This is a genomic window from Paenochrobactrum glaciei (assembly GCF_039522165.1).
Classification (GTDB): Bacteria; Pseudomonadota; Alphaproteobacteria; order Rhizobiales; family Rhizobiaceae; genus Paenochrobactrum; species Paenochrobactrum glaciei.
In genome coordinates, this window is sequence record NZ_BAAADE010000006.1 from 45,475 (window position 1) to 71,877 (window position 26,403).

Annotated in this window: 24 protein-coding genes; 10 read left to right on the top strand and 14 right to left on the bottom strand. The window is 49.1% G+C overall.

What is annotated here, in order from left to right; translation table 11 throughout:
- Positions 1 to 3 precede the first annotated feature (3 nt).
- Positions 4 to 1,539 carry a hydantoinase/oxoprolinase N-terminal domain-containing protein gene (locus tag ABDZ76_RS13435; protein ID WP_343806360.1) on the bottom strand — a complete coding sequence of 512 codons (1,536 nt, stop codon included), beginning with the start codon at positions 1,537 to 1,539 and terminating at the stop codon, positions 4 to 6.
- Entirely contained in the window at positions 1,536 to 2,615 is a 1,080-nt protein-coding gene (locus ABDZ76_RS13440; RefSeq protein WP_343806362.1) for an S-methyl thiohydantoin desulfurase family protein, read from the bottom strand. Before ABDZ76_RS13440 ends, ABDZ76_RS13435 begins: the two co-directional genes overlap by 4 nt.
- Before the next feature lie 140 nt (positions 2,616 to 2,755).
- Between ABDZ76_RS13440 and ABDZ76_RS13445 the strand changes: the two genes are divergently transcribed.
- From ABDZ76_RS13445 to ABDZ76_RS13470, 6 genes are all read left to right on the top strand, one after another.
- The gene (locus ABDZ76_RS13445) at positions 2,756 to 3,703 is read left to right on the top strand and encodes an AroM family protein (RefSeq protein WP_343806364.1); all 948 of its coding nucleotides are present in this window, start codon (positions 2,756 to 2,758) and stop codon (positions 3,701 to 3,703) included.
- 168 nt (positions 3,704 to 3,871) lie between these two features.
- Positions 3,872 to 4,564, top strand: a complete 693-nt coding sequence (locus ABDZ76_RS13450; protein WP_343806366.1) for an AroM family protein — start codon at positions 3,872 to 3,874, stop codon at positions 4,562 to 4,564.
- A gap of 50 nt (positions 4,565 to 4,614) precedes the next feature.
- On the top strand, positions 4,615 to 6,204 hold the full coding sequence (locus ABDZ76_RS13455) for an ABC transporter substrate-binding protein (protein WP_343806368.1): 1,590 nt from the start codon (positions 4,615 to 4,617) through the stop codon (positions 6,202 to 6,204).
- Between the two features lie 208 nt (positions 6,205 to 6,412).
- Positions 6,413 to 7,420 carry an ABC transporter permease gene (locus ABDZ76_RS13460; RefSeq protein WP_343806370.1) on the top strand — a complete coding sequence of 336 codons (1,008 nt, stop codon included), beginning with the start codon at positions 6,413 to 6,415 and terminating at the stop codon, positions 7,418 to 7,420.
- On the top strand, positions 7,417 to 8,346 hold the full coding sequence (locus ABDZ76_RS13465; protein WP_343806372.1) for an ABC transporter permease: 930 nt from the start codon (positions 7,417 to 7,419) through the stop codon (positions 8,344 to 8,346). Before ABDZ76_RS13460 ends, ABDZ76_RS13465 begins: the two co-directional genes overlap by 4 nt.
- Entirely contained in the window at positions 8,343 to 9,977 is a 1,635-nt protein-coding gene (locus ABDZ76_RS13470; protein WP_343806374.1) for a dipeptide ABC transporter ATP-binding protein, read from the top strand. Before ABDZ76_RS13465 ends, ABDZ76_RS13470 begins: the two co-directional genes overlap by 4 nt.
- Before the next feature lie 33 nt (positions 9,978 to 10,010).
- Here the strand turns inward: ABDZ76_RS13470 and ABDZ76_RS13475 are convergent, their stop codons facing one another.
- A complete protein-coding gene (locus ABDZ76_RS13475) occupies positions 10,011 to 10,310 on the bottom strand; it encodes an AzlD family protein (protein ID WP_343806376.1) in 300 nt (99 codons plus the stop codon).
- Positions 10,307 to 11,047, bottom strand: a complete 741-nt coding sequence (locus ABDZ76_RS13480) for an AzlC family ABC transporter permease (RefSeq protein ID WP_343806378.1) — start codon at positions 11,045 to 11,047, stop codon at positions 10,307 to 10,309. Before ABDZ76_RS13480 ends, ABDZ76_RS13475 begins: the two co-directional genes overlap by 4 nt.
- Positions 11,048 to 11,184: 137 nt before the next feature.
- Between ABDZ76_RS13480 and ABDZ76_RS13485 the strand changes: the two genes are divergently transcribed.
- Together ABDZ76_RS13485 and ABDZ76_RS13490 are read left to right on the top strand one after the other, a co-directional pair.
- Entirely contained in the window at positions 11,185 to 11,643 is a 459-nt protein-coding gene (locus tag ABDZ76_RS13485) for an Lrp/AsnC family transcriptional regulator (RefSeq protein ID WP_184223918.1), read from the top strand.
- Positions 11,644 to 11,778: 135 nt separating this feature from the next.
- On the top strand, positions 11,779 to 12,384 hold the full coding sequence (locus ABDZ76_RS13490; RefSeq protein WP_343806382.1) for a hypothetical protein: 606 nt from the start codon (positions 11,779 to 11,781) through the stop codon (positions 12,382 to 12,384).
- A 57-nt stretch (positions 12,385 to 12,441) separates the two neighbouring features.
- Here the strand turns inward: ABDZ76_RS13490 and ABDZ76_RS13495 are convergent, their stop codons facing one another.
- The 10 genes from ABDZ76_RS13495 to ABDZ76_RS13540 all read right to left on the bottom strand — a co-directional run bounded on the left by ABDZ76_RS13495 (position 12,442) and on the right by ABDZ76_RS13540 (position 22,583).
- Entirely contained in the window at positions 12,442 to 13,293 is an 852-nt protein-coding gene (locus ABDZ76_RS13495) for a substrate-binding periplasmic protein (protein ID WP_343806384.1), read from the bottom strand.
- Between the two features lie 79 nt (positions 13,294 to 13,372).
- A complete protein-coding gene (locus ABDZ76_RS13500) occupies positions 13,373 to 15,130 on the bottom strand; it encodes a pyrroloquinoline quinone-dependent dehydrogenase (RefSeq protein ID WP_343806386.1) in 1,758 nt (585 codons plus the stop codon).
- A 53-nt stretch (positions 15,131 to 15,183) separates the two neighbouring features.
- Positions 15,184 to 15,771 (bottom strand): c-type cytochrome, encoded by a 588-nt coding sequence (locus tag ABDZ76_RS13505; protein WP_343806388.1) that lies wholly within the window; start codon positions 15,769 to 15,771, stop codon positions 15,184 to 15,186.
- Positions 15,772 to 16,175: 404 nt separating this feature from the next.
- Positions 16,176 to 17,066, bottom strand: coding sequence for a substrate-binding periplasmic protein (locus tag ABDZ76_RS13510; RefSeq protein WP_343806390.1), 891 nt, complete (start codon positions 17,064 to 17,066; stop codon positions 16,176 to 16,178).
- Between the two features lies 1 nt (position 17,067).
- A complete protein-coding gene (locus ABDZ76_RS13515) occupies positions 17,068 to 17,880 on the bottom strand; it encodes an ABC transporter permease (protein WP_343806392.1) in 813 nt (270 codons plus the stop codon).
- Between the two features lie 69 nt (positions 17,881 to 17,949).
- Entirely contained in the window at positions 17,950 to 18,819 is an 870-nt protein-coding gene (locus tag ABDZ76_RS13520) for an ABC transporter ATP-binding protein (RefSeq protein ID WP_343806394.1), read from the bottom strand.
- A 25-nt stretch (positions 18,820 to 18,844) separates the two neighbouring features.
- Positions 18,845 to 19,870 carry an ABC transporter substrate-binding protein gene (locus ABDZ76_RS13525; protein WP_343806396.1) on the bottom strand — a complete coding sequence of 342 codons (1,026 nt, stop codon included), beginning with the start codon at positions 19,868 to 19,870 and terminating at the stop codon, positions 18,845 to 18,847.
- Positions 19,871 to 19,948: 78 nt separating this feature from the next.
- On the bottom strand, positions 19,949 to 20,689 hold the full coding sequence (locus tag ABDZ76_RS13530) for an ABC transporter permease (RefSeq protein ID WP_343806399.1): 741 nt from the start codon (positions 20,687 to 20,689) through the stop codon (positions 19,949 to 19,951).
- Positions 20,686 to 21,702, bottom strand: coding sequence for an ABC transporter ATP-binding protein (locus tag ABDZ76_RS13535; RefSeq protein WP_343806401.1), 1,017 nt, complete (start codon positions 21,700 to 21,702; stop codon positions 20,686 to 20,688). The genes ABDZ76_RS13530 and ABDZ76_RS13535 overlap by 4 nt, the downstream gene beginning before the upstream one ends.
- A gap of 119 nt (positions 21,703 to 21,821) precedes the next feature.
- Entirely contained in the window at positions 21,822 to 22,583 is a 762-nt protein-coding gene (locus ABDZ76_RS13540) for an AraC family transcriptional regulator (RefSeq protein WP_343806403.1), read from the bottom strand.
- A 103-nt stretch (positions 22,584 to 22,686) separates the two neighbouring features.
- Here ABDZ76_RS13540 and ABDZ76_RS13545 point away from each other — a divergent pair, with 103 nt between their 5' ends.
- Positions 22,687 to 23,829, top strand: coding sequence for a multidrug effflux MFS transporter (locus ABDZ76_RS13545; protein WP_343806405.1), 1,143 nt, complete (start codon positions 22,687 to 22,689; stop codon positions 23,827 to 23,829).
- Positions 23,830 to 24,055: 226 nt separating this feature from the next.
- Positions 24,056 to 26,395 (top strand): TonB-dependent hemoglobin/transferrin/lactoferrin family receptor, encoded by a 2,340-nt coding sequence (locus ABDZ76_RS13550; RefSeq protein ID WP_343806407.1) that lies wholly within the window; start codon positions 24,056 to 24,058, stop codon positions 26,393 to 26,395.
- Positions 26,396 to 26,403: the final 8 nt, after the last annotated feature.

The following is a 26,403-nucleotide window of genomic DNA, read 5'->3' on the forward strand; positions in this document are numbered from 1 at the left end:
TTCTTACAATGTAATATTGCCAACCACTTTAACGCGTACGCGACGGGCATCACCCGGCAAATAAGCAATCGGAATGTCTTCCGTATCCAGCAGATCGATGCTGTCGGGTGCAGCCCCTGCTTCAATCGCACGATCACGCGCCATTTTTTCTGCGGCAGCCAGCGCTTCCTCACGGCTAAGGCCAGAGAAAACCTGATCCACTTCGCCGGAAACCTGCGCCATCGCCGCGCCAAGCGCATTGGCAATGCCTGCATGCTCAACATTCAGCACTTCACTCACACCCTTGATCTTTTCAGGGATCAGGAATGCACCACCACCAACGGCAATCACATTGACATTTTCAGCAGAGGTTTTCATGCGGTCGACATTGTCTTCAACCATCGTGTTGATACGCTTCAATGTCGTTTGAACAAAACTCTGATCAAGATGCTTGACGCGGTCACGATCACCAATTTCCACCAGACCCGCAGCAACAGCGATATCGGTAGCAGTCAGCACATCACCACCAAAGACCAAGGCTTTTTCAGTGATACGATAACCAACACTGCGCGGGCCCACCTGTCCGGTTTCCGTATTAATGATAGTGCCGCCGCCCAAAGCAAACGGCAGCAAATCCGGCATACGGAAAAGTGTGCGCACACCGCCAACTTCCACCACATTATTGGCTTCACGCGGGAAACCGTTAATCAGGCAGCCAACATCGGACGTCGTACCGCCCACATCAATCACCATGGCTTCTTTCAAGCCGGTGAGGAATGCCGCGCCACGCATGGAGTTGGTCGGGCCGGACGCAAAGCTATAAACCGGATTGGCCGCGGCCACTTCCGCCAAAACAACGGTGCCGTCATTCTGGGTCAGATAAAATGGTGCCGAAATACCGGCTTCGACCAACGCTTTGCCAAATGAGTCAACCGTGCGCTGGCCAAGGCCTTGCAAAGCTGCATTCAGCAATGTCACGTTTTCACGTTCCAGAAGGCCGATGCGGCCAAGCGTGTTGGAGCAGGTAACGCGCACATCAGGAATGATAGAGCGGACGATTTCCGCAGCTTCATCTTCACATTCTGTGGTTAAAGGTGAGAAAAGTGCCGTAATACCAACCGATGTAATACCCGCATCGCGGATTTTTTTCGCAGCCTCGCGAATGGCATTTTTATCCAACGGCACGAGCGGACGGCCATCATATTCATGACCACCTTCAACCATGAAGGATAAAGGATTAACTTCATCGCGCAGTTCTTCTGGCCAGTCGACCATCGGCGGCAAAGAAGCACCGGCAGGCATGGCGATACGAATGGCAGCAACGCGCTCCAAACGGCTGCGTTCAACAACCGCATTGGTAAAATGCGTGGTGCCGATCATCACGGCATCAACAGGTTTTGCATCTGTCGGCTGGTCTGCCATCACTTTATTGATCGCATTGACCACACCATGCATCACATCTGCAGTGGTTGGAAATTTGATGGTGGAGATAACTTTATCACCATCGATGAGAACAGCATCCGTATTGGTGCCGCCAACGTCAATACCTATACGCTTCATGATCCAAATACCGATTTAAAGTCAATGTCATAGCCAAATGCACGCGGGCCTACATGTTCCAAGCCCTTAGGCGTGCATAAAACATCAGGTGCAGGCAGCGCAATGGCTGTAACGCGCTGGCCATAACGCACTGTTTCTGTGCCGATTGCTTCACCCGAAACAGTGTCGAGCAGGCAAATCAAATCCGGTGTCATTGCGATTGGCTGATTGTCACGGAAGGCAACCGCCCATTCATTCTGGAAGCTCAATTCAAAGATGGAGTCTTTGTCATTATCCAGACCTTCGATTTTGGCTGAACCGCGCAAGAAACCACCGGTGGTGGTGCGATCCACATCGCAAACCTTGCCCTTAAACAGCATCTTGCCGCCTTCATGCGCAAGCACTGCCGCCACCGGATCTTCGTGTTTTGCACGAGCGTCTGCCACAACACGTCCCAAAGCCACAGCCTTGGTCACAGTGTTAAGCACACCCCAGTCTTTCACTTCACCGCCTGTGCGCGGAGCCTTACAGGTTGCGGATGTCGAGCCAACTTCGGTGCAGATTTTACGCGAAATACGTTCCATCCACTTCCATGATGCCGCTTTGGCAACAATGGCTTCATTATCACGGCAATCAACCAATGTCAGCGGATACATCGACAAATCACCGATAGCAAAACTGGTCATCTGTGCTTCCGGATAGGCGCGTCCCATCGCATCGGCATCCACCACAGGAATATCAAGATGGGCTGCCGCCAAGAAAGGCGACAAGGCGTTACCGCCACCAATTTCAACGCTCATCACAGCGCGGAATTTGCGACCGGTATAATCTTCCATCAAACGCATGGCGCGTGCCAGATGTGCCGGATCAACCAGACGTTCCTGACCAACCAGAGGCGCACCCATTTTGGAAACAACCGCCACGGCATCATTATCATCAAGGGCCGCCGGATCAATCAGCTTGCAGCGCTTACCCTCTTTATAAAGTTTTTTGAGGTTAAGCTGTGCCAAATAAGGGCTGCCGCCGCCACCAGTTCCCAAGATCCACGCGCCGGTTGCCAGCGGATCAATTTCTGTTTCGTCAAAATCACGGATCATGCTTCCCTCCGAAAAATATATTTAACACTAGCCTTCGAAGATAATGCGTGCCTATAGGGAACCGCCCCTATAAGGGTGTAGAATTGATCAAGAATCGAGGATGATCCGTAAAGGAATCGGGAGTTTGAGGAGAATATCTGGTGCCATCCGTTAAAAACGGCTCCGATAAACCGGCTGAGAAAATGCTGCGCCGTATTATGTTTGTCAGCGTTGGCCAATCGCCACGTGAAGACCTGATAGAAGAGATGATGCAGAACCTTGATGTTCCGGTGGAAACACTGGAAATCGGTGCATTGGACAATCTGTCAGACGCAGAAATTGCCGCATTTGCCGTTAAGGATGATGAAGCCAGCATAGTCACACGACTTGCTGACGGCTCCAATATTGTGCTTTCCAAATCAGCAATCAGTGAAAGAATGGCAAAGATCGTCGCCGAATTCCGCCCCGGTGAATATGATCTGGTTGCGATTTTATCAACCGGCCTTTTCCGCGATTTTGACAGCAATTGCCCGACCGTTAATTCCCAGCGCGCCATAGAATCCGCGATTATTTCGCTGGCGGCACAAGGTTCAACCGTCGGCATTATCATGCCATTGGAGCGCCAGCTGCAGGAGTTCGATATTCCGGCTCTGGTTGATTATAAAATTGTAGCAAGCCATGCCCGCGACAATGATCGCAGCCAATTGGCAGCAGCGCTTATTGATCTGGCAGAAACAGATATTATTGTTTTAAATTCAGTGGCTTATACAGAGGCTGATCGTGCAGTTGTAGCGCGTGCCAGCGGTAAGCCAGTAATTTTGGCGCGCCGCATTGTCTCCAGTGCCATCAGGCTTTTGCTTTATCAAGCACAGACAATTGTGCTGCCCGGTGTCACGCCAGAATTTTCCGAAAAACTTGCCCGCCTTACCCCTCGTGAACGACAGGTTATGTCACTTGTGGCCGAAGGGCTTTCCAATAAAGCAATTGCACGCCAATTGGATATCAGCCCGAAGACCGTGGAAATCCACCGTTCCAATGTTTTAAGCAAAATGGAAGTCTCCTCTTCCAATGCGCTTATCCGCTTGGTGATCACATCCGGCCACACTTAAAACCCACCTCTTTTACTGTCGCTCCTGCTGATTTTGCCGTGCCGCTGATTCTTTTTCAAAAACTGCGCTGCGCAATTTTCTGCATAAAAAACTCCATATAGGGGAATAACCCTATAGAGAAATGATCTCCCCACGCATTACTCTTGCTTATTCAGGGATGGGCAGTGAATGGGTGAGGATATTATGGCGAAAGCTTTTCGTATTGCTTTTGTAACAATCGGGCAAACGCCACGCATTGATATTGTGCCGGAAATGATGGCCGATATTACTGCCGGATTAAAAGACACAGAAGTTACTTGTCAGGAATTTGGCGTGCTGGACGGTTTGAATGATGCGGAACTAACCGCTCTTCATGCTCAGGACGGCGAACATTCTTTTGCCACCCGCCTTAAAAGCGGCAATGAAATTGTCACATCCAAAAAACTAACCGAAGAGCGCCTTAACCTGATCCTGCAAACAATCGACAATCAGGGTTTCAACCTGATTGTGCTGCTTTGCACCGGCACGCATATCACGCCTTTGAAAAACACCCTCGTTGTTGAAGCGCAGCGCATTGTGGATGCAACTGTTAACGCACTCACCGATGACGGCACGTTGGGCGTTATTCTGCCGCTTGAGCGCCAGATTGATGATTTCCACGAGCGCCATATTTTCTCCGGCAAAACCAAGCTGGTTGCCGCCTCGCCCTATGCCGGTGGCGACATCGAAAAGAAAGCCGCCGAGCTCAGCGATTGCAGTTTCGTCATCATGCATTGCATGGGCTATTCCGGCGAAATGCTGGAACGCGCCCGCACAACGTGCAAAGCGCCTGTTTTATTATCCCGCCGCATTGTCTCCGGTGTCATCCGCCAGATGATCTGAGCATTGCCTGTTTCGTTGCTTTTAAAATCATGAATAAAAGGGGAGTTCTGATGTTAGGAAAACTGATCCGATCTACGGTTTTTGCGGGGCTTTTAGCCTCTACTGCTATGCTGACACCGGCAGGCGCTTTTGAACGTACCGAAGATGGCAACATCATCGTTTTTGCCGGCCGACAGGCTATTCCGGTGCTTGATCCGCATGTGCGTTATGACTGGTCAACCCGCATGGTGCAGCAGGGTTTCTACGACGCGCTTTTGAAATATGAAGGCGACCCGGCGGAGATTAAACCATGGCTTGCCAAAAGCTGGGATGTCAGTGAAGACGGCAAAACATGGACATTCCACCTCGCCGATAATGCAAAATTCCATAATGGTGATCCGGTTGACGCGGAAGCTGTGCGCTATTCATTCGAGCGCGGCTTAAAACTCAACAAGGGCATCGCATGGATGCTGAAAGATTTTCTGAAACCGGAAGGCATCACTGTCGTTGATGCCCATACAGTGAAATTTGAACTTGATGCGCCTTATGCGCCATTCATTTCCTTCCTGCCATGGTGGTATATTGTCAATCCAAATCAGGTGAAAGCCAATGAAGTGGATGGCGATTACGGCCAGAAATGGCTGACCGATAATGAAGCCGGTTCCGGCCCCTTCACGATGGATCGCTGGGAGCCGAATGTTCTTTATTCACTGAAGGCAAACGCTGATTACTGGCGTGGCTGGCCGCAGGGTGAAAACCGTCCTGCTGGTGTAATCTACAAGATCATCCGTGAACCTGCCGCACAAAAAGCAGCATTGCAGCGCGGTGAAGTGGATATTGCCGAAGGTCTGACCTCCGACGATTATGTTCAGGTGGCGCGTATTCCGAATATTACTATTCAGAACCACAAAGGCATGACCACTTTCGGCATTAAGTTCAACACGCAGAAAGGCCCAACCGCCGATATTAACCTGCGTAAGGCCATTGCTTATGCGATGGATTATGATGCACTGGTGCAGATTTATAATGGCGATGCCTCGCTTGAAACTAGCCCGCTGCCGGATGCTATGAAAGGCCATATCACCGTTGAAGGCATGCCGCGCCATGACATGGCAAAGGCCAAAGAATATCTGGCAAAATCTGCCTATCCGGATGGTGGCATCACCCTGCCTTATGTGCATGTGGCCGGTCTTGAAGAAGCCCGCCGCATTGGTTTGGTCTTGATGGAGAACCTCAAAGAGCTCAACATCAATGTCGAGATCCAGCCGGAACAATGGCCGAATATGGTGGCCAATGGTGCAAAGGTAGAAACAGCGCCGGCAATGACCTCTGTTTACACGACACCAATTTCCACCGATCCGGATGCCGTCGCCTATCAATATCACCCAAATAGCTGGGGTCAGTATTACGCGATGTCATTCTATGACAATCCGGATGTGGCAAAGAAGATTGATCAGGCACGCGCCAGCACCAGCTGGGATGAACGCGCCAAGCTTTATGCTGAAGTGCAAACCCAGATCGTAGCAGACCAGCCGGAAGTGTTTGGTATGCTGCAAAATCGTCGCTGGGCACATCAGAGCTATTTGCAGGACTTCAAGTTTAGCCCTGTGCATTTTACCGGTGAAGTTGACCTTTATCCTTTGTGGATCAAAGAACAATAAAACCGGTCAAAGCTGATGCATAAAGGCTGTGACCGTCCCCATCGGCTGCAGCCGCATCGGTCTTATTTTCATGGTGAGGCAGGCTGAATGCTTCACCATGAAAATAAATAAAAACAATATGTTAAGTTAAAGATCGTGTGTAATTTTACTACACGCGCGCGACGGTATCGACAGTTTACTGTTTGTTGCCGGTCAACCGGGAAATGCCATGTTATCATTTACCTTACGAAAAATAATGACACTGATATTCACGATGATAGGTGTGGCAGCGCTCACTTTTGTCATCACGAATATTGCCCCCGGTGATCCTGCACGTCTTGTTGCCGGCCCCAATGCCACGGAAGATATGGTGGAAACCATCCGTGTGGAATACGGCCTTGATAAACCGGTGACCGAGCAATTTGTCGTCTATATGGGCGGTTTGATGAAAGGTGATCTCGGTCAGTCTATCGTCACCACACGTCCCGTTATGGATGAACTGCTGCGCTATGCACCGGCAACTCTAGAACTTGTTCTTGTAGCGATGATGTTTGGTGTGCTGATTGGCGTGCCATTTGGGATTTTATCCGCCGTCTATAAAGACGGGCCGCTTGATCATATCACCCGTATTTTTTCCATTTCCGGCGTGGCCTTGCCTGCCTTCTGGTTTGGTATTTTGTTGCAGCTTCTCTTTGCCGTTGATTTAGGCTGGTTGCCGGTCTCAGGGCAATTGCCGCTTGTCACCCGCCCGCCTGAAGCAATTACCGGCATGTTGCTGGTCGATAGTTTGTTGGCCGGTCAGTTTGCAACATTTGGTGTGGCGCTCAAACATATTTTGCTGCCTGCCTTTGTGCTGTCCTTCCCATGTCTTGCCTCGATCCTGCGTGTCAATCGTGCAGAAATGGTGGAAGTGCTGCAATCTGATTATATCGTTGCTGCGCGCGCACATGGCATTTCATCAAAGCGTATCATCGCTATCTACGCGCTTAAAAACGCACTCCTGCCAACCCTTGCCATGATCGGTTTGCGCTTTGGCTGGATGCTTGGTTCAACCGTTCTGGTTGAAACCGTTTTCGACTGGCCGGGCATTGGTCTTTATGCGGTTTCTTCCGCTCTCGCATCCGATTTCAAGCCGGTTGTCGGTGTCACCCTGATTATCGCTTTCTTCTTCGTAGTAGCGAACACCCTTGTTGATCTGGCTTACGCATGGATCGATCCACGTTTGAGGAAAGCATGATGAATACGCCTTCTGTAAACACCTCACCGCAGGCGGAAGACAAACTGAGTTTTCGTGAGAAACACGCAAGCCAGATCCGCCAATGGCGCCTCTATGCGCATATGTTCCGCTCAAGCTTTTCCTCCATGCTTGGCTTGGCACTTGTTCTTATTTTCCTGTTTCTGGCAGCTTTTGGCCAGTGGCTGGTGCCTTATCCTGAAGATGCAGCTGGTGCAGTGCATATGAGCCAGCGCCTGCTGCCGCCAAGTGCTGAACACTGGTTTGGCACCGATGAAATGGGCGCAGATATTTTCTCGCGCGTCATCATCGGCGCACGCACAAGCCTTTGGATCGGTATTGTTATCACCGGTCTTGGCGCACTGATAGGCATCCCTCTTGGTATTATTGCTGGTTACAAAGGCGGTTTGGTTCGCGCAGTTATCATGCGCGTCACAGAGCTTTTTCTTGCAGTGCCGGGTCTCGCACTCGCCTTGGCCATTGTTGCAGCCCTTGGTGCCAACCTCACCAATTGTCTGATTGCTTTGGCGATTGTCTGGTGGCCTGGTTATGTGCGTCTGGTGGAAGCCAAAACACTTTCCGTCAAAGAAGAATTATTTGTGGAATCCGCTCGCTCAATCGGTGCGAAAACTCCATGGATTTTGTGGCACCATATTCTGCCCAACTGCCTTTCACCCATCATTGTCAAAATGAGTATGGATATGGGCATGGCGATTTTATCTGCTGCTGGCTTAGGCTTTATCGGCCTTGGCGCACGCCCGCCGTCACCAGAATGGGGCGCAATGATTTCCATCGCCCGCAGCTATATGCCGGACTGGTGGTGGTATTCTTTCTTCCCGGGTGCAGCCATTTTCCTGACCGTGCTGGGCTTTAATCTTCTGGGCGATGGCCTGCGTGATATTCTCGACCCGCGGAGCCGCGAAAGATGAGTGAATTATTGTTAAAAATTCAGGATTTCAGCCTGAACATCGGAACATTTGACGGCTCACTGCCAATTCTTAAAAACATCAATCTGGATGTTTATCGTGGCGACACGCTTGGTATTGTAGGCGAAAGCGGCTCAGGTAAAACCGTGCTGATGCGAACAGTTTTAGGTATCGGACCAAAGCGCTCCGAAGTCAAAAACGGCTCTTTGTATTTCGATAATATTGATCTGATTGGTCTGGATAATAAGGGCTGGCGCAAAATTCGCGGCACCCGCATTTCCATGATCTTTCAGGATCCGATGACCTATCTTAATCCGCTTTTCACCGTTGGCCAGCAAATCGGCGATGTGATAAAGGCGCATGAAAAAGCGGCTGGCGGCGTACAATCCGGCAAGCAGCAACGTAAAGACACAACACTGGAACTGCTCGGACAGGTTGGCATTCCTGAACCTGAACGCGTCTTTAACAGCTATCCGCACCAGCTCTCCGGCGGTATGCGTCAACGCATTCTGATTGCGATGGCACTTTGCGGCAAGCCGGATTTGCTGATTGCCGATGAACCAACCACAGCACTTGATGTGACCGTTCAGGCGCAAGTGCTGGATCTCATCAATGAGCTGGTTAAAAAGCTTAATCTCACCGTTATTATGATCAGCCATGATATGGGGGCCATTGCCACTGTCGCAAAACGCTGCGCTGTCATGTATAAGGGCGAAATTGTTGAGCAGGGTTTGACGAATGACATCCTGACCAACCCGCAAAATGACTATACCAAGCGTTTGCTGGCAGCGATGCCGGATATCAACAATCCGGTTGCGGCGACTGAAACCGCGACCGTAACTGACGAAAAACCGCTCCTGCAAGTCAGTGATCTCAAGAAGATTTATAAGCTCAAAGATGGCGGTGAGTTTGCAGCTGTCGGCGGCGTGAGTATTCACGCCAATAAAGGTGAAATCGTTGGCATTGTCGGCGAATCCGGCTCTGGTAAATCAACCCTCGCCCGCCTTATCTTGCGCCTTGTTGAGCCAACATCAGGTGACGTGCTTTTTGATGATAAAAACATCTGTCAGCTCGGCCAGGAAGATATGCGGCTGATGCGTCGCCATATGCAACTGGTGTTTCAAAACCCGCATTCAGCGCTGAATGGCCGTCACAATATCGCCGATGCGATTGGTGAGCCATTGCGTCTGCAATCAAAACTGAAACGCCACGAAATTGAAGCGCAAATCGATAAATTACTCGATATTGTGCAACTGCCGCGCAATTTCAAATATCGCTATCCGCATGAATTATCCGGCGGTCAAAAGCAGCGTATTTGCATTGCCCGTGCAGTGGCGCTTAATCCGAAACTGCTGATCCTTGATGAGCCGACATCAGCACTTGATGTGTCGGTGCAAGCGCAAGTGCTGGAGTTTTTGCAAGAGCTGCGCCGTGATCTTGATCTGACTTATCTCTTCATTTCACATGATTTGGCGGTGATTAAAGAGATTTGCAATCGCGTGATTGTCATGCGTCGCGGCCTTATTGTGGAACAAGGAACGGTTGAAGATATCTTCAGCAATCCGCAGCAACAATATACCCGTGATCTGATTGAAAGCGGGCGTAAAACATCCCGCGCGGCTTTGGGTCTATAAATATCCGGGGCATTTAAAAGTGCCCCAGATTAATCAGCCAATCAATGCGCGGCAGATACCGGCCGAAGCAATGCCAATCACAACGGTCGGCAACATCGAAAAACGGGTAGCGGCAAAAATCGTAATAGCCAATGCTAAGAGATCAGCCGGATTATTAGAGACAAAATCCGGCGCGATCACTGAAATCAGCACGCAACCGGGTGCTGCTTCCATTACCGCAGTCGCACGTTTGCTCAAAACGCGGTTACGCAGCAACACATAGCCACCAATACGGGTAAGATAGGTTACACCTGCCATCAGAAGAATGGTAACGGCAACAATCGGATCAATCATTCTTTTTCTGCCAGAAAATAAGCTGCCACCAAGCCGGAAACCGCACCAGCTGCCACATACCATGCGCCCGGCACAGTCAGATAAAATGTTGCTGCAACAACAAGGCTGACAAGCCATGGACGCGCAGCCGCAAAGCCTTTCCACATACCGGCAAGCAGCACCAGAAAGACTGCCGGAAACGCCATATCAAGCCCATAGACACGCAAGTCACCCATCATCGGGCCAAAGCCTGCGCCAAGCAATGTAAACAGAACCCACATCACATAAAGAGGCAGCGCCACACCCATATAAAATGGCAGGCTAAAAGGTGTCATAAAACCTTGCGCTTTACGCTTGCGTGCATCATCCAGACCCAGCGCCCAGCTTTCGTCACACATCAAAAACAACGCACCAAAGGCGGTACGTTTCGGCAAATGTTTAATGAAAGGCGCCAAAGCAGCGCCCATCAATAAATGACGGCTATTGACCAGAAAAGTGATCGCAACAATCAGCAAAATATGTGGTGGTGATGTCCAGAGCTGAATGGCAGCAAATTCCGAACCACCGGCAAAATTAAGCCCTGTCATCAACGGCACTTCTGCAAGGGTTAAACCCTTTTGTGCCGCTTGAGCGCCCAATACCACAGCATATGGCACGATACCAAGCAGTACCGGCGCACCAGTTGTCATACCGCGCCAAAATTCTGAACGCCAAGCCGCTTTGGTTTTTGACGGCACATAGGTCTGCGAAATATCCATGATACACTATCTGAATGAATGAACTTTTGTAGCAAGATAATTCATTATCAGAGCAATTTCATGGCTATTATTGACTTAAAATATATCATTATGGCATATAATAGCAATTAAGATTTTATAATTGGAATTAATAGCCAATGCGTTTGGATGAGACTGATAAAAAGATTCTCCGTGTGCTGCAAAGAGACGGCCGGATCGCAAATAATGATCTGGCGCGCGAGGTGGGATTGTCACCTTCGCCTTGTTTGCGCCGTGTCAAATTATTAGAAGAAGCAGGTGTTATTGATCGTTATGTAGCGGTTCTCAATCCGGCTAAGGTCAATAAAGGATTGACCTTTTTCACCCGTATCAAACTCGACAAACAAGACGAAAAAAGCCTCAAACACTTTGCCGAAGAAATTAAAAAACTGCCGCAAGTGCAGGAATGCTATTTTATGCTTGGTGATTATGACGTGATCATTCGGGTGGTTGCTGCTGATCTGGAAGATTACAGGCGCTTCCAGTCTGAATCTTTAAGCCAGATTGAAGGTGTGCAAAATCTTAAAACGGACGTATTGAGCCAGACAGTTAAACAGAGCTTTGTCGTACCCGTATAAGAAACGATACCGGATAAGTTTTTGCACTTAATTTGTACTATTTCAAAACCTTGATTTGCCATGCTATAGCTAGCACTAAATTTGAAAATGCAGGCTATGGCTGGCAAACTATTTTAAAAATTCAGGTGAATTTACGTGAATATTCTCAATGAGCTGACTGTGCATCAGTTTGTCACCCGCCTTCTCATGATGCTTGTCGTCACCGCTTTTTATGGCGCCTGGATTTCCGTACTTTCCAAATGGCTTGATGATAAACGTCCGCAGCGTGAAGGGCATCTGTCACTCAATCCGGCTGCTAATATTTCCTATGGCGGGCTGGCTATGGCGGTTTTATTCAGTCACGGCTGGATCAGACCAACCCGTCTTTCGGTTGCTGGCAAAGCATCACAAATGCTGCGTATTGTGCTTATAATTTTAATCGGCAGTGTCGTGGCGCTAATTACAATTCCGCTGCTGGATATTTTACGCCCCTATATTCATCAGGCACTGTCGCGCACAAGCGGCTATTATGTGCTTTACAGCGTGCAGGTTATTCAGGAGCAGATGTTAGGACTGGTACTATTGAGCCTCATTCCGCTTCCGGGCTTTTTAGCCGGCAATCTATGGCGGATTATCCTGCCCAAAAGTGATACGAAACTGATCAAATTCGAACCACTGTGCTTAAGTTTGATGATTATCATCCTAATTCTTGGGTGGCTCCCGGATACGAGCCATTTATTGAAAATGCTTCGTTTGATATAAATAAAAACAGCTCCCGCAAGGGAGCTGTTTTTTTGTAAGCGATTAATCAAGTGTTGCTTAGTGGCTGTCGCCAGCAACGCCTTCATAACCGTATTTTTCCATGATCTTGCCAATCGTGCCATCTGCGGCCAGCGCCTCAATCGCCTGATCAACTTCTGTTCTGAGGAAGCTGTCACGGGCATCAACCAAAGCACCAACCTTGGTGTAAACATTCGGCACAGGCTTTAAATCCACCAAACGTAAATCTTTAGCTTCCGGATTATTTTTCTTTAGCTGCGAATAAGTTGGCTGCCACAACATGATGCCGCCCAAGCGGCCATCGTTCAGGCGCTTGACCATCAAATCCATATCCGCATAAGGCAGACGAACCCAACGTTTTGCTTCTGGCTGCTGTTGTGACCAAGTAATATAAACCATCTCACCCATGCTCTGCATGGATGTACCGAGCATGCGATCAAATGGAATATCGCCAAGACTTTTCCAGTCCGGCTCAATCACAGCCATAACATAAGGCAGAGATACATAAGGGCGTGTCATAGCTGCCCAATCAGGAAAAGCAGATTCTTCCTGAACTGACATACCCATCATCACATCGCAATCATTGGTCATCGCAATTTGCAATTCCTGCAAAAAGCCGTCACCACTCAGCGGAAATCCGCCGAAACCTTCTTTGAAATCAACTTTGAGAAACAGAGCGTCACCGATAGCTTTTGCAATATCGCGATCAAAATCGCGCAAACGACTGTTTGCATCATTGCAAAAAATCAGGCTATCGCCTTTCTGGCGGCGGCTGTTATTCAACAACTCTTCAGGAATGCCAGAGGTTTGAGCTAAAACCGGTATCGTCATCGTGGTTACGAGCATAAGGCTGCTAATGCCGCTACGTAATGATTTGATCAACTGGCGCATATTTTCAATCCTGATTTGAAATCATCCAAATAAGAAAAGGGCCGAAGCCCTTTTCCATTTTTATGTGATCGTTTTACGATTACTTAGCTGCTGGCAGCTTGTAAACGAAGATCGAGTTACCAGCACCTGATGGCAGTGGAACTTCTGGGAATGCTGAAGAAATCGAGCTTGCAGCGTTCGAGTAACCGGTTGGAACAACCAGATACTGTTCACCGTCGATTTCGTAGGTTACAGGCGAACCACCGATTGGCGCGTTCAAACGCTGTTCCCAAACAACTTCACCAGTTACCTGATCCCAAGCTTTGATGTAACGAGCTGCGTCACCACCAAATACCAGACCGCCACCGGTTGCGAGAACCGAAGAAGTCATCGAAGGACGGCTACGTGCCTGCCACTTGGATTCACCCTGCTTAGGGTTGATGTCCAGAGCCTGCATCAGACCAGCTTCCTTGATGCCTTCCGGCAGAACGCGTGGGCCGAACTTAACAGAACCAACAGCGTTACCAGCTGAGAACTCGGACTGGGTCGGAGTTACAGTGTTACAAGCTTCGGTCATTGGAACGAAGAAGGATTTGGTCAGCGGGCTGTATGCGCCTGCCTGCCACAATTTACCACCGGAAACGGAAGCACAGATCATTGCGCCTTCGCCAACAGCACTTGGGATCAGGCTTTCGTCCAGATGAACTTTACCGTCTTTGTCGATTGACTTAACGACGTTCTGAACGATGGTTTCTTTTGACCAGAGGTACTTACCGGTGTCGCGATCGAGAGCGAAAGCAATACCGTTCTTACCTGGGATCGAAACCAGCATGTGGTGCATTTTGCCGTCGATTTCCTGGTCAACCAGAACGCGTTCGAACGGGCTATCCAAGTCCCAGTTGTCGCGTGGCAGATGCTGGAAGTACCACTTCAGCTCACCAGTATCGACATCAAGAGCAACAGTGGAGTTAGTGTAAAGCACATCGCCATCACCCGAACCACGGATCAGCTCAGCATAAGGACCAGGCATACCAACACCCCAGAAGGTCATGTTGGTGCGCGGGTCATAAGAACCGGTTGCCCAAGGTGTACCACCCCAGCGGTTTTCTGGTGGAACAACGCCCCAGCTCTTCTGCTGTTCTGGGTTGTTTGGATCATCAATGGTGTTGAAGCGCCACAGTTCTTCACCTGTGTTCAGGTCATGAGCCATGATGTAGCAACCGCCAGCAGTACCGGCAATCGAGCAACCGGAGATCGCGCTGATGATTTTGTCTTTAACGATCAATGGTCCGACGGTGTAGGAGTAACCCTTCATCACGTCCAGAACTTCTTTTTCCCAGACGACTTTACCGTCTGCTGCGTTCAGCACAACGATTTTCGCATCAGGAGTGGTCAAAACGACCTTGTCGCCGGTCAGAGCAATAGAGTTTTTCTGACGACGAGCCTGGTTAGCCTGATAGCTCCATGCCTGTGGAATTTCGGTCGCAACGTGACGGTACTGCCAGATCAGATCACCTGTTTTAGCATCGAGTGCTTCAACGACAGCGTTGCTGGTCTGCAGGAACATGATGCCATCATGGATAAGCGGAACAGTTTCCTGAATACCAGCTTCAGCCATTGGCCAAGCCCAAGCAAGCTGCATGTCCTTGACTGTATCTTTGTTGATTTTGTCAAGCGGGCTGTAGCCGTGGTTGTCGTATGTACCGCGCCACTGCAGCCACTCACCAGCTGGTGGGTTGAGCAGCATTTCGTCTGTTACTGGCTTATAAGGACGTGCGTCCTGTGCAATCGCTGCACCGGTGATTGCCATCAAGATGGTACCGGCAGCAAGAAGCGAGGTTCTCAGGTTGATTTTCAAAGGAATTCTCCTGTCAGGATAAATAACGGTAGAGGAAACTTTTAACCGAAAACTTAGTTAGCGGTTGGAAGTTCCTTGCCCCATGTAAATGCTTGCGGCACGGAAGAACCGGCAGGTGCAGTTTTTGCAACTGGTTCTGGACCACCTGGAAGCTGTGTGCCCCATGTGAATGCCTGCGGAACATTTGTGTCACCGCTTGGTGCTGCATCAGCAACGGCACCGCCTGCAGGACCTGCAGCAGTTTCGTCAACGAGGCTGATAGCGGCCAGCTTATCTTCATCATACACCATTGGCTCATCGCCTGGCTGTGCGCCATTATACGACATGATGTAAGAAACGATGTTCAGATATGCTTCTTCACCCAGCTTGCCTGGCGCCACTGGCGGCATCGCAACAGAGATGAAATCATAAAGACCGCCAGCAGTGTCCCAGTTGGCCATAATATCTTTACCAACGAGACCTGGAGCATCCGGACCTTCAAGCTTGAAACCGTGGCACTGCGCACAGTTTGAATCATAGGCCTTTTTACCAGCAATTGCTTGCTCTTCCGTAAAACCAGCTGCGGAAGCCGGTGCTATGGCGGCAAGGCCAAAACCAACAGCCATTGCTGCGGTCATGCCGACTATTTTTTGTCTTATCAAAATACCCTCCCGCACCAAGGTGCATTCAGCGATATATCTCTTGAACAACAGGTGTTATCCGCCACTCAACTTGAATATCGAATTGTCCGGCAATACTGCCTTCTCATCCGATATGTTTCTTCCATTTGAGAAAACATCATCCACCAAGGCATTCGCGCCTGCCGGACATCAGTTTTCCTAAAATCTCGATAAAGTCAGAAATTTCCTGAGAGAAATCTCCGGTTTTACCGAGCAAGCTTATTTTATAACGACAACAATATTTTTACAAATATTGCCTTCGCCTGTTATTAGCTTTTGCGGCGTCACAGAATACATTGCTCAACGCTTTGCGTTTTGCTCCGCCACTTGCTTACTGAAGTCCCCCGACTGATCTTTTTATCAAACTAAAGTTCTATACAATACACTTAATTATCGCAAATAATACTACCACCCATATAAAATTCACGCAATTCTGCTATTTTTCCGTCCTTATCCAATTGCTGCAAAGCTTTTTCAACAGCTCTTTTCAAAGTCACGTCACCTTTCCACAAACTCAGCGCCATAGAATAAGTTTCACCGGCGCTTGAGCCTTTCATTTGTCCGTCAGTTTTCTCAGTTTCCGTTGAGAAAACCCAAGACGCTTTAACATTTGTTTCAGTGCCCTTAGCCTTCAACAATGAACAAGCGGTAAAGTTTTCCGCCACAAGCCCCTGCATATCTCCATTAGCAATAGCTGTAAAAACTTGTTGCGCAACCTGTTTTTCGCCTGCCCTCATCGAAATTGACCGAGCGTTCAGCCCTTGATTACGCAACCAACCCGACAATTCAAGTCGATTCAGCCCTGTATTCCCAGGAATAACAAAAATTTGATCGCCCTTTACAGGGATATGACCATCCGGTGACAAAAGCATCCAACCCAATTGAATATCCGTTGGAATCGTCTGCATAAAATTACGCATCCGCACAGTATCGGCCACGCCGCCTGCCAGCATGTCGCATTGGCCGCGTGAAAGCATCCAGTTGCGCGGGTTAAAATCGCGGCCTATCGATTCCATTTTGTTGATCGCTAACCGCACACCGAGTTTATCAGCTATCGCTTGCACCAGTTCAATATCATAGCCCGGATGCTCAGGATCACCGGTGACAAAAGGCGGATAACTTGCCGGCACACATAATTTTAAAGCACCACGATCTTTGATCTGCGACAGCGATGTGTCTGCCGGCAAAAAGCTCACCGCCAAAAGCAACACAAAAATGATGCCCAAATTGATGACTGTACTGCGCCAGTGTTTCCAGCGGCTTGGTTTCTTTGCCATTTTACGCCCGCCGGAAATCTAATAATGCGAGGGTAAAGAAGACAATTGCCATACCAGCAATAATCACCGGCCCGAGCCAAGGAGTGAACTGGTTGAAATCAATCAGCACACCACGCAGTGCATCCACCACATAAGTAATCGGATTAGCGCGCACTACCATCACCAGCCATTCCGGATACATGCTCACGGCTTGCGTGCGGCTTAACGATGGATCAAGCGGAAAGATTGACGATGACGTGAAATAAAGCGGCAAAATGATTGTATTGGAAAAGACGCCAAAACCTTCAAAGCTGCGCACACGCGCTGCCAACAGCACACCAAAACAGGTCAGCGCAAAAGAAGTAAAGAACATCAACACGATGGCGATGAAAACCTGATCATATGAGAGGTTCACATCAGCAAAACGGGCTAAAATCAGTACCAGAATGCCGTGTCCCGTTGCAACTGTGCTGCCACCCAGCACTTTACCGAGCAGGATCAGCCAACGTGGCATCGGCGAAACCAGCACTTCACGTAAAAAACCAAACTCACGATCCCAAATAACCGAAACCGCGAACTGGATCGAGGTGTACATAATATTGAGAACAATGACCGCCGGAAACAGAAACTGCAAATAGGTGTAAGGCACAACATAGCGCACCTCCCCATAAATTTCGCCGCGGAAATAAGGGTTTAGCCCGATACCTAGCACCAGAAGCCATATGATCGGGCGTGAAACACCACCCACCATCTGGCCGCGATCGCGTGTTGCGCGCATCACTTCGCGCAGCCAAATGCCGTAAACGCCGCGCATCAAAGGCAGTATCTGTTTCATCTTAAACCCGTTCCATGCCTGACAAAACGCTGCTGATTACCAAGAGCGCTGCCTGATATTTTAAAATTTCTACCATGATGCAATGCCTTCATTGCCACGGCCATAAAAGTCTGATTGCGGATCAGACAGTACCATCTCACGTAAACTTGCCCATAAATGCTGTCGCAATCGGGTAAATTCCGGCACATCGCGCGGGTCATTCATAAAACGCGGGCGCTCAAACGGCACATCGATAATTTCATGAATACGGCCCGGACGCGGTGCCATAAGCACAATTCTGTCACCCATAATCAGCGCTTCATCCACGCTATGCGTAACGAAAATCAAAGTCGCTTTTGCCTGATGCACGTCATCACTGCCGGTTGCTAGCTGCTTTTCCGTCAGACGCAATGTTTCCGCCTGCATCAGCTCGCGTGATTGCGCGTCAAGGCTTGCAAAGGGTTCATCCATCAGCAACAAATCAGGCTCCATCACCAGCGCGCGCGCCAAGGCTACACGCTGGCACATGCCACCCGATAATTGCGCCGGATAATAATTGGCAAACCGTGTCAGCCCCACCTGATGCAATGCCTTATCCACCGGTGCGACGCGCTCAGCGGCAGATAGATGCGGCAATGCAAAAGCAATATTCTCGCGCACACTCTTCCACGGCAGCAAGCGGAAAGACTGAAACATCATCGCACTGCCGATACCCGCTTGGGGGGCTGCACCATTAACCAGCACCGACCCCTGATCCGATTTGATCAAGCCGGCAATCAGCCGCAAAAGCGTTGTCTTTCCGCAGCCTGACGGCCCCAGAAAAACAATCGTCTCGCCCCGCCGCACACTCAAATTGATATTTTGCAATACCGGCATAACACTGCCTTCATGCGTTTTCTTCTTATCAGAAAACGCATGCGACAGAGCATCTATGACGATATGGGGCGGGGTTAACAACATGCTTTAGCCTGTGATCCGAACCGTCTTAACGGGAAACCGTATCAAGGTTTTCCGCCGTACCGATTTTTTTCAGCACTGCGTCAACAGGAGCAAAATCAACCCATTCTGTCAGCTCAACCTGACGCAGGCCTTCAAATTCCTTGGTCTGGTAAAGCCAGTTTTGGGTAAATTCCAATTCGGATTTCTGAATACCGCCATTCACTGTCCAGCTTTTAGCAAACGCTTTTGAAAGCTCGTCCAGGCTCTCAGGCTTCACATCAGGGCGGGCTTCTTTCATCACAGTTGCCCAGTTTACCGGCTTTTCAGCAAAATCACGTGCTGCAAGTGTCAAAGCTTCGATGACTTTTTCAACATCACTTTTCCGCTTTTCCAAAGTCTCAACCGTCACCGCATTAACCTTGCTGGTGACAGGTGCTGCTGCAAAATAATCATCAACATTGACAAGAACTGGCAGAGTTTCATGCCCCGGCAATGCCAACAGCGCACCGATCGACATGGTGGTGGCATCAATCTGACCAGCCTTCAGTGCCTGCGCACGGATATTCGGCTGACCAAGCGCTACCCAGCTTAATTTTTCCGTATCAACGCCTTTACCGCTCAAAACTTTGGTGCTGAGCGAATGATCAAGACTGCCGATGCGGCCGATACCAAAGCTTTTGCCATTGATATCCTCAATGGATTTTACACCTTCTTTGGCTGCGATCAGATAAGGCAGTGCTTTGTTGGGTGATGTCACCGCACGCAAATTGGTCGTGCCGCGTGCTACCAGTTGCACCAAGGCTTCAGTGGCAATATTGGCCATTTCCCCTTCATTGGATTGCAATGCGGCCAATGCCATCGGGGTTTGCTGTACGCGGATCAATTCCACATCCACACCGGCACGCTCGAAATAGCCCCCTTTAAGCGCCAGATCGACAACCGAATTAGGCACCAGCGGTGTTTCCATATCGGTGATAATCATACGAAACGGTTCAGCCAATGCCTGCATATGCGAGCCAGCCACAGCAATTGCGGCCAAAGCCGTCATACCAACAAATTTACCAAAGCGCATGTAAATGCTCCATCTACCTGATTGAACTGTCTGCCTGTTTTCAAATGAAAACAAAGGCTCCATTGTCAAAATTATTGATCATCGTGACACCTGCCAGCGCGTCATACGCTGCTCCAGCAGGCGCAAACCTTCATTGACCACCACCCCTAACAAAGCGAGGATGATCACCACCACAAAATATTCAGCCATACGGAAGCTGCTGCCATAAATATTCAGCAAACCGCCAAGGCCGGAAACAGCCGTATAAAGCTCGGCAACAATCGTATTAATCAGCCCCAGCGTGGCACTGAGACGAAGCCCCGCCAGAATAAACGGCATAGCACCCGGAATAATAATATGGCGCACAATTCGTGCCTGTCCTGCACCGGTTGAGCGCGCCATTTCAATCAGATTTTCATCGGCCTGCTGCACACCTTTATAGGTATTGATAATCACCGGCATCACCGCGCCTAAAAAGACAATGAACACTTTTGCCGAGACACCCAAACCCAACAACACAATAATCATCGGCACGAAAGCGACACGCGGTGTTGCGGCCAGCGCATAAACATAGACATCCACCGCACGCCCGAAGGTGCGGATGCTGCCCATTAAGCCACCGATGAAAATGCCTACAAAAGCTGCGATTAAAGTGCCACTGAAATAAACCCGCATGCTTTCCAGCAAAGCTGTCCATAAGCGCTTTTCCGCCAGCATTTGTTGGCCGGCCAGCAATGTTTCATAAGGCGAGGCAAACAAGCCTTGCGGCACTTTGAGGGAAATCACCCACCAAACTGCTAAAAACAAAACAAAGAAGCCAAGGCGTAAGCTTAAAATCATCTGCGCCCTGCTCGTCTGCCAGCCTGCTGCTCGGAGATGCGTACACCTGAAGCTTTGTCACGCAACTCGCGCCCCGTTAATGACAGGAAAACACTTTCCAATGACGGCGCGTCAAGACGTGCTTCTTCAATCTGATCGCTGCACTCTTCCAAAAAAGCGTTCAGTTCTGCTGTATCCGGAATTTCGATGGCATAACGATTATGAGTCAGTGCCTGTACATTGGCAAAACGCGATTTGATCTCCGCAACCACATCACTATTGAGCGGCGTCACATGCAGCCAGCTTTTACCATATTGATTTTTCAGGCTTTCCGGTGTGCCTTCTGCCAAAATGCGTCCATGATCAATGATGCAAATCTGGTCGGCACTTTCCACTTCTTCAATATAGTGGGTAGTGGTCAAAACAGTCAGACCTTCATTGATCTGCATATCCTGCAAATAACGCCAGATGCGCTGGCGTGTCTGTGCATCAAGCCCCACAGTCGGCTCATCCAGCAGCAAAATGGCAGGCTTGTGCATCAAAGCGCGGGCAATTTCCAGACGGCGGCGCATACCACCGGAAAATTCGCGCACAATCTTTTCACGAAACTCGCTCAGTTCCACCAGTTCCAGCACCGCATCCATAGCTTCGCGGCGCTCTTTTTTGCTCATACCATAGACAAGGCCGTGAAATTCAAGATTTTCATCCGCGCTCAAACGGTCATCAAGGCTGGACGTTTGAAATACTACCCCGATAGAACGACGCGCTTTAACCGATTGCCTGACCACATCCGCGCCATCCATCAGCGCTGCACCCTGATCAAACTTCATCAGCGTGCAAAGAATGTTCAAAAGCGTGGTTTTACCGGCACCATTAGGCCCCAAAAGCGCAAAACTTGAGCCCTTTTTGACTTGCAAATTGATATTATCGAGAACTTTCTTTTCGCCATAACTATGCGAGAGATTACGGATCTCAATCGCCAGTTCCGTTGCGGCTTGTTGTGTCTCTTGAATATCAGCTATTTTTGAAGCCACAACAGCTCTCCTTATTCTTATATGCGGTGACCTGACAGATAAACCAGCCAGTCGGGGTTTGCTACGCTTTCTGCCAGCGCTAATCAAGGGGATGATAAAAACGTGACAACTATCAACACTTAAAAACGCATAAAAACGCGTGGCGTATAGCCAGTCATCTTTTTAAAAAATGCAATAAAGGCACTGTCACTGGCAAATTCCAGCTCAAATGCAACAGCAGTAATTGTTTCACCCGATGCCAATAATTCAATAGCTTTCAGTAAACGCCATTGCTGGCGCCACTGCTGATAAGTCATACCTGTTTCTTTACGAAAAATCCGCAAAATTGTTTTTTCACTCGCACCTGCTTTTTGTGCCAGTTCATGTAAAGGCGGCGGCAGCTCATCCATATCCAGCCCGCTCAAGCGCCGGTCCGACGGCAAAGGCAAAAGCATCGGCTCACGTTGCGCAACCGCTACTTCATCAAGACAAACCGCCAAGATATTGGCTTTAGCCCCCTTGCTCCAATCCGTATTGAAATCTGCAACCGCAATTCGCTCTAATACAGCGCGTAAAAGTGGTGTCACCGTCATCACTTCCACTTGCTCCGGCAGGTTCGAATGCAGTGCCAAATCAATATAAACCGAGCGATAATCAACCGTTTCCGTCATAATCGCACGATGAGGGGTACAGGGAGGTATCCACGCCAGTCGTGTTGGTGGCAAAAGGCATAAGCGATCATTCAACCGGATAGTGATGCAGCCTCCTTGTGTGAATAAAAACTGCCCCATTTGATGCTGATGCCAGCCGGAATCGTGCATGCCCATATCAGCGGCAATACCGATAAGCTGATTACCGATACTATCAGCATCAAACACATCCTGCTGTTTCAGCCACGCCATAATAGTCTCATTTTTGATATTATTAGTCTTTATATATGTAACACGACTTAATTGCATTTGCCATATCCATGCCAACAGTTAAAAACAAACAGGCATGATTGATATGAAACGTAATCTTACCATTCCGCTTGCAACAGGTTTGATGATGTTCCCGCAAATTGCAGAAACCATCTATAGCCCCGCATTGCCGCAAATCGCACAAAGCTTTGCTGTCTCGCCAGAACAGGCAGGCCAAACGCTTTCTTTTTACTTTTTAGCCTTTGCCATCGGCGTGGTGGTATGGGGACGCTTATGCGACAGCCTTGGCCGCAGACCAACCATGCTAATCGGACTTTTCCTCTATATGGTAGCTTCTCTGATGGCATTGATAAGTCCAAATTTTGAAATGCTGATGCTTGCACGCATGGTGGCAGCCTTTGGTGCTGCCGTTGGCTCGGTGGGCACACAAACCATGATGCGCGATATGTTTGACGGCAAAAAGCTGGCACAGGTCTTTTCCATTATGGGCATAGCACTGGCGGTCAGCCCCGCTATCGGCATGATGGCCGGCTCGCTGCTGACAAGCCATTTTGGATATCAAGGCATGTTTGCAGGACTTGCCGCTCTGGCTGTGCTTTTGCTGTTGTGGTCTGTCATCCAATTACCGGAAACACAAACAACCCGCAGCACACCGGCACCTTTTGTCGAGACACTGCTGATCATGCTGCGAGACAGCTCCATCTGGCGCACCGCTTGCCTCGTGGCACTGTTTAATCTGGCTTTGTTTGGCTATTATCAGCTAGCACCATTTGATTTTGAACGTCTCAATCTGACAGCAGAAATGTTCGGTTATAGCGGCTTATTACTAGCATTCGGCGTGTTGCTTGGCTCACTCCTCAATCAGCGTTTGTTAAAGCGCAATTGGTCATGTGAGAAATTAGTAATACTGGCAGCAAGCCTGATGCTTGTTGGCGGTGCGCTAACTGTACTTCTGCAAGCAAGCTGGCTGTTTGTCTTGCCCGTGATGTTGGTGGTGCTCGCCTATGGAATTGCTATTCCCAACATTCTGGCCAAAGCGCTCATTTCTTATGCTGATCGGCGCGGCACTGCGGGTGCGATCTTAGGTCTCTTTTATTATCTGCTGCTGGGCGCCGGACTTGTGCTCGCCGGATGGTGGCAGCAATTGGGAGGCCTGCTTCTCACTTGTGGTATCCTTGCGCTACCACTTGCTCTTACATCGCAAAAGGTTGAGGCCAACAAAAAATAAATCGCACTATAGTTTTAATAACAAACACCCCGCCATGAGGCGGGGTGTTTCTCATTAAAAATCAAACATTTCGGATATTAATAAATCATATGCACAGCCCATAATCTTTTCATCAAGAAGGCTTGCAATAGCGTAACTTTAATAATATTGACTATTTAACTCAAGTTTTAGCCAGCGAGCCAAAAAAGCCAGCCAGCGATATTTCCCAACTCATATAGAGGGTATCATGCTGGCAAATTTATTGTCCGACAGTTCTTTCCATCGCCATTGTTTGCGCGCGCTTTCTGCCTCAGTTGCACTTTTTGCCTACACGGCAGCTCAGGCCCAATCTCAAACCCAAACTCGGATCCAATCTCAGGCCCAATCCACACAAGCGCAATCATCTGAGCAGTCAGACAAACAAGCCGCTGAAGCCGAAAACGTACAAGCGCTCAAACTAAAAATGATCACCGTTTCCTCTGAGCGCGCTACCAAAAACGTGCTGGACGTGCCGATGTCGATCAGCGTGATTGATCGTGATGCCCTTGAGCGCCATCAGGTGCGTGATATTCAGGATTTGGTGCGCTATGAGCCTGGTGTTAATGTGGATCGCCAAACGTCCATGACAAATCCGTTTGCACAGCTAACCGGCTTTAATATTCGCGGTGTCGGCGGCAACCGTGTGCAGATGCTAGTCGATGGTGCCCGCGTTCAAGAACGTATCACCGATGGCAGCCGCGATTTTGTCGATCCGTTCAACATGAAATCCGTTGAAATCACCCGTGGCCCCAATTCCGTGCTTTGGGGTGCGGATGCACTTGGCGGTGTTGTCTTCTTCAGAACACTTGATCCGGATGATTTGCTGGATGGCACCAAGCCATGGGCTGTTGAAAGCAAGCTTGCCTATGACAGTTTTGACAAATCCTTTCGTAAGCAGATTACAGGCGCTGCTGAGGCAGGTGATTTTAAAATACTCGGGAGTTTCGGACATATCAGCGCCTCAGAACCAAGAATGACAAAAGCGCGTGCTGATGGCGGGATATGGGGCTGCCCTCGCGGTTCCATCTGGCCTTGTAACAAAACCATGCCGATGGATGTCAGTTCTTATAATGGCTTAATGAAACTGCAATGGGATCCGAGTGCCGATCACCAAATTAAATTTACCGCCGAATGGTTTGATCGCACGACTGATATTGAACAGATCTACGATTCCAGTGCGACAAAATATGAAAATGAGAGCTATGACCGCTCGCTGAAAATGCAGCGCTCCCGCTTTGCATTGGAGCATCGCTGGTCAACACCAGCCGAATGGCTCGAAGAGGTCAAATGGAGCATTTCTTATTCACCGCAAAAGCGTGACACGTTCGGCAATCAGATCCGTAAATTTAGCACGCAAACACCTGTGAAGCGTGAGCGCTATGAAACTATCCGTAATTACAGCGAAAAATTTCTCCAAGGGGATGTGCAGCTTACTTCATCATTTGACCTTGGTGAAACACAACATAAGCTCATTTATGGTTTTGCCGGTGACTTTGCCAAAACCGATTATGACGGCACCAATATCACCACTAACTTAAACGATGGCACTGTCAAAACCGAGCATGGCAAAGGCTTCAGTTTCCCGCGGGTGGATACGGTACGCGCCGATATTTACATACAAGATGAAATCAAACTGCTGAATGATCGCCTGACCATTACGCCGGGTTTACGTCTTGCGACCTATTCGATTGACCCGACCAAAGATAATGCCCATGTGCCGGTCACTGGTTTTAGTCCAGAGAAAATCAACAAGACACGGCTGATCAAACGCTTAGGCGCAACATATAAGCTCGACGATAATTACTCTGTCTTCGGCTCCTATGGTGAAGGCTTCAAAATGCCGACATCCTCACAGATGTTTTCGGCATCTGAAAGTGCATTCTTCAAGATTATCCCTAACCCTGATTTGAAGCCGGAATCTGTACAAAGTTATGAAGCGGGTATCCGCGGCGAATTTGATCGCGGCTATTTCAGCCTGTCAGGTTTCTATTCAGACTATGATGATTTTATCCAGATCTGGCAGGACGTTCCGGGCATGCCTGACACAATGACATCTTATAACTATTCCAGTGTTAAAGTCTGGGGTATCGAGTTTGGCGGAGAATATGAGATTTACAACAATCTCTACGCCCATGGCTCCCTCTCCTATATGCGTGGCGACCAGCGCTCGACACCAGGCGCCGATAAAACACCTTTTGATGGTGCGACACCGCTTACCACTGTCTTGGGCTTGCGTTATCTCATTCCGGACTGGAACATGGAAACCGAATTTGTCGGCACCTTTGCCAAAGGCCCGAGCCGTCGCGCTGACCCCAATGCTTACAAGCCTTCCGGCTATGCAGTGTTTGACACTTATGCACGCTGGAAACCAACGAAAAATATCGACATTAATTTTGGTGTCGAGAACATTTTCGACAAGCGCTACTTCCCGAACACTCTGACCAATTATGCCATGAACCCTGCGGATAATGTTAAGGGCACCAATCCGTTGGAATTACAGACTGCACCGGGGCGTACGTTCAAACTTGGCGCAACCATGCGTTTTTAAACAGACCT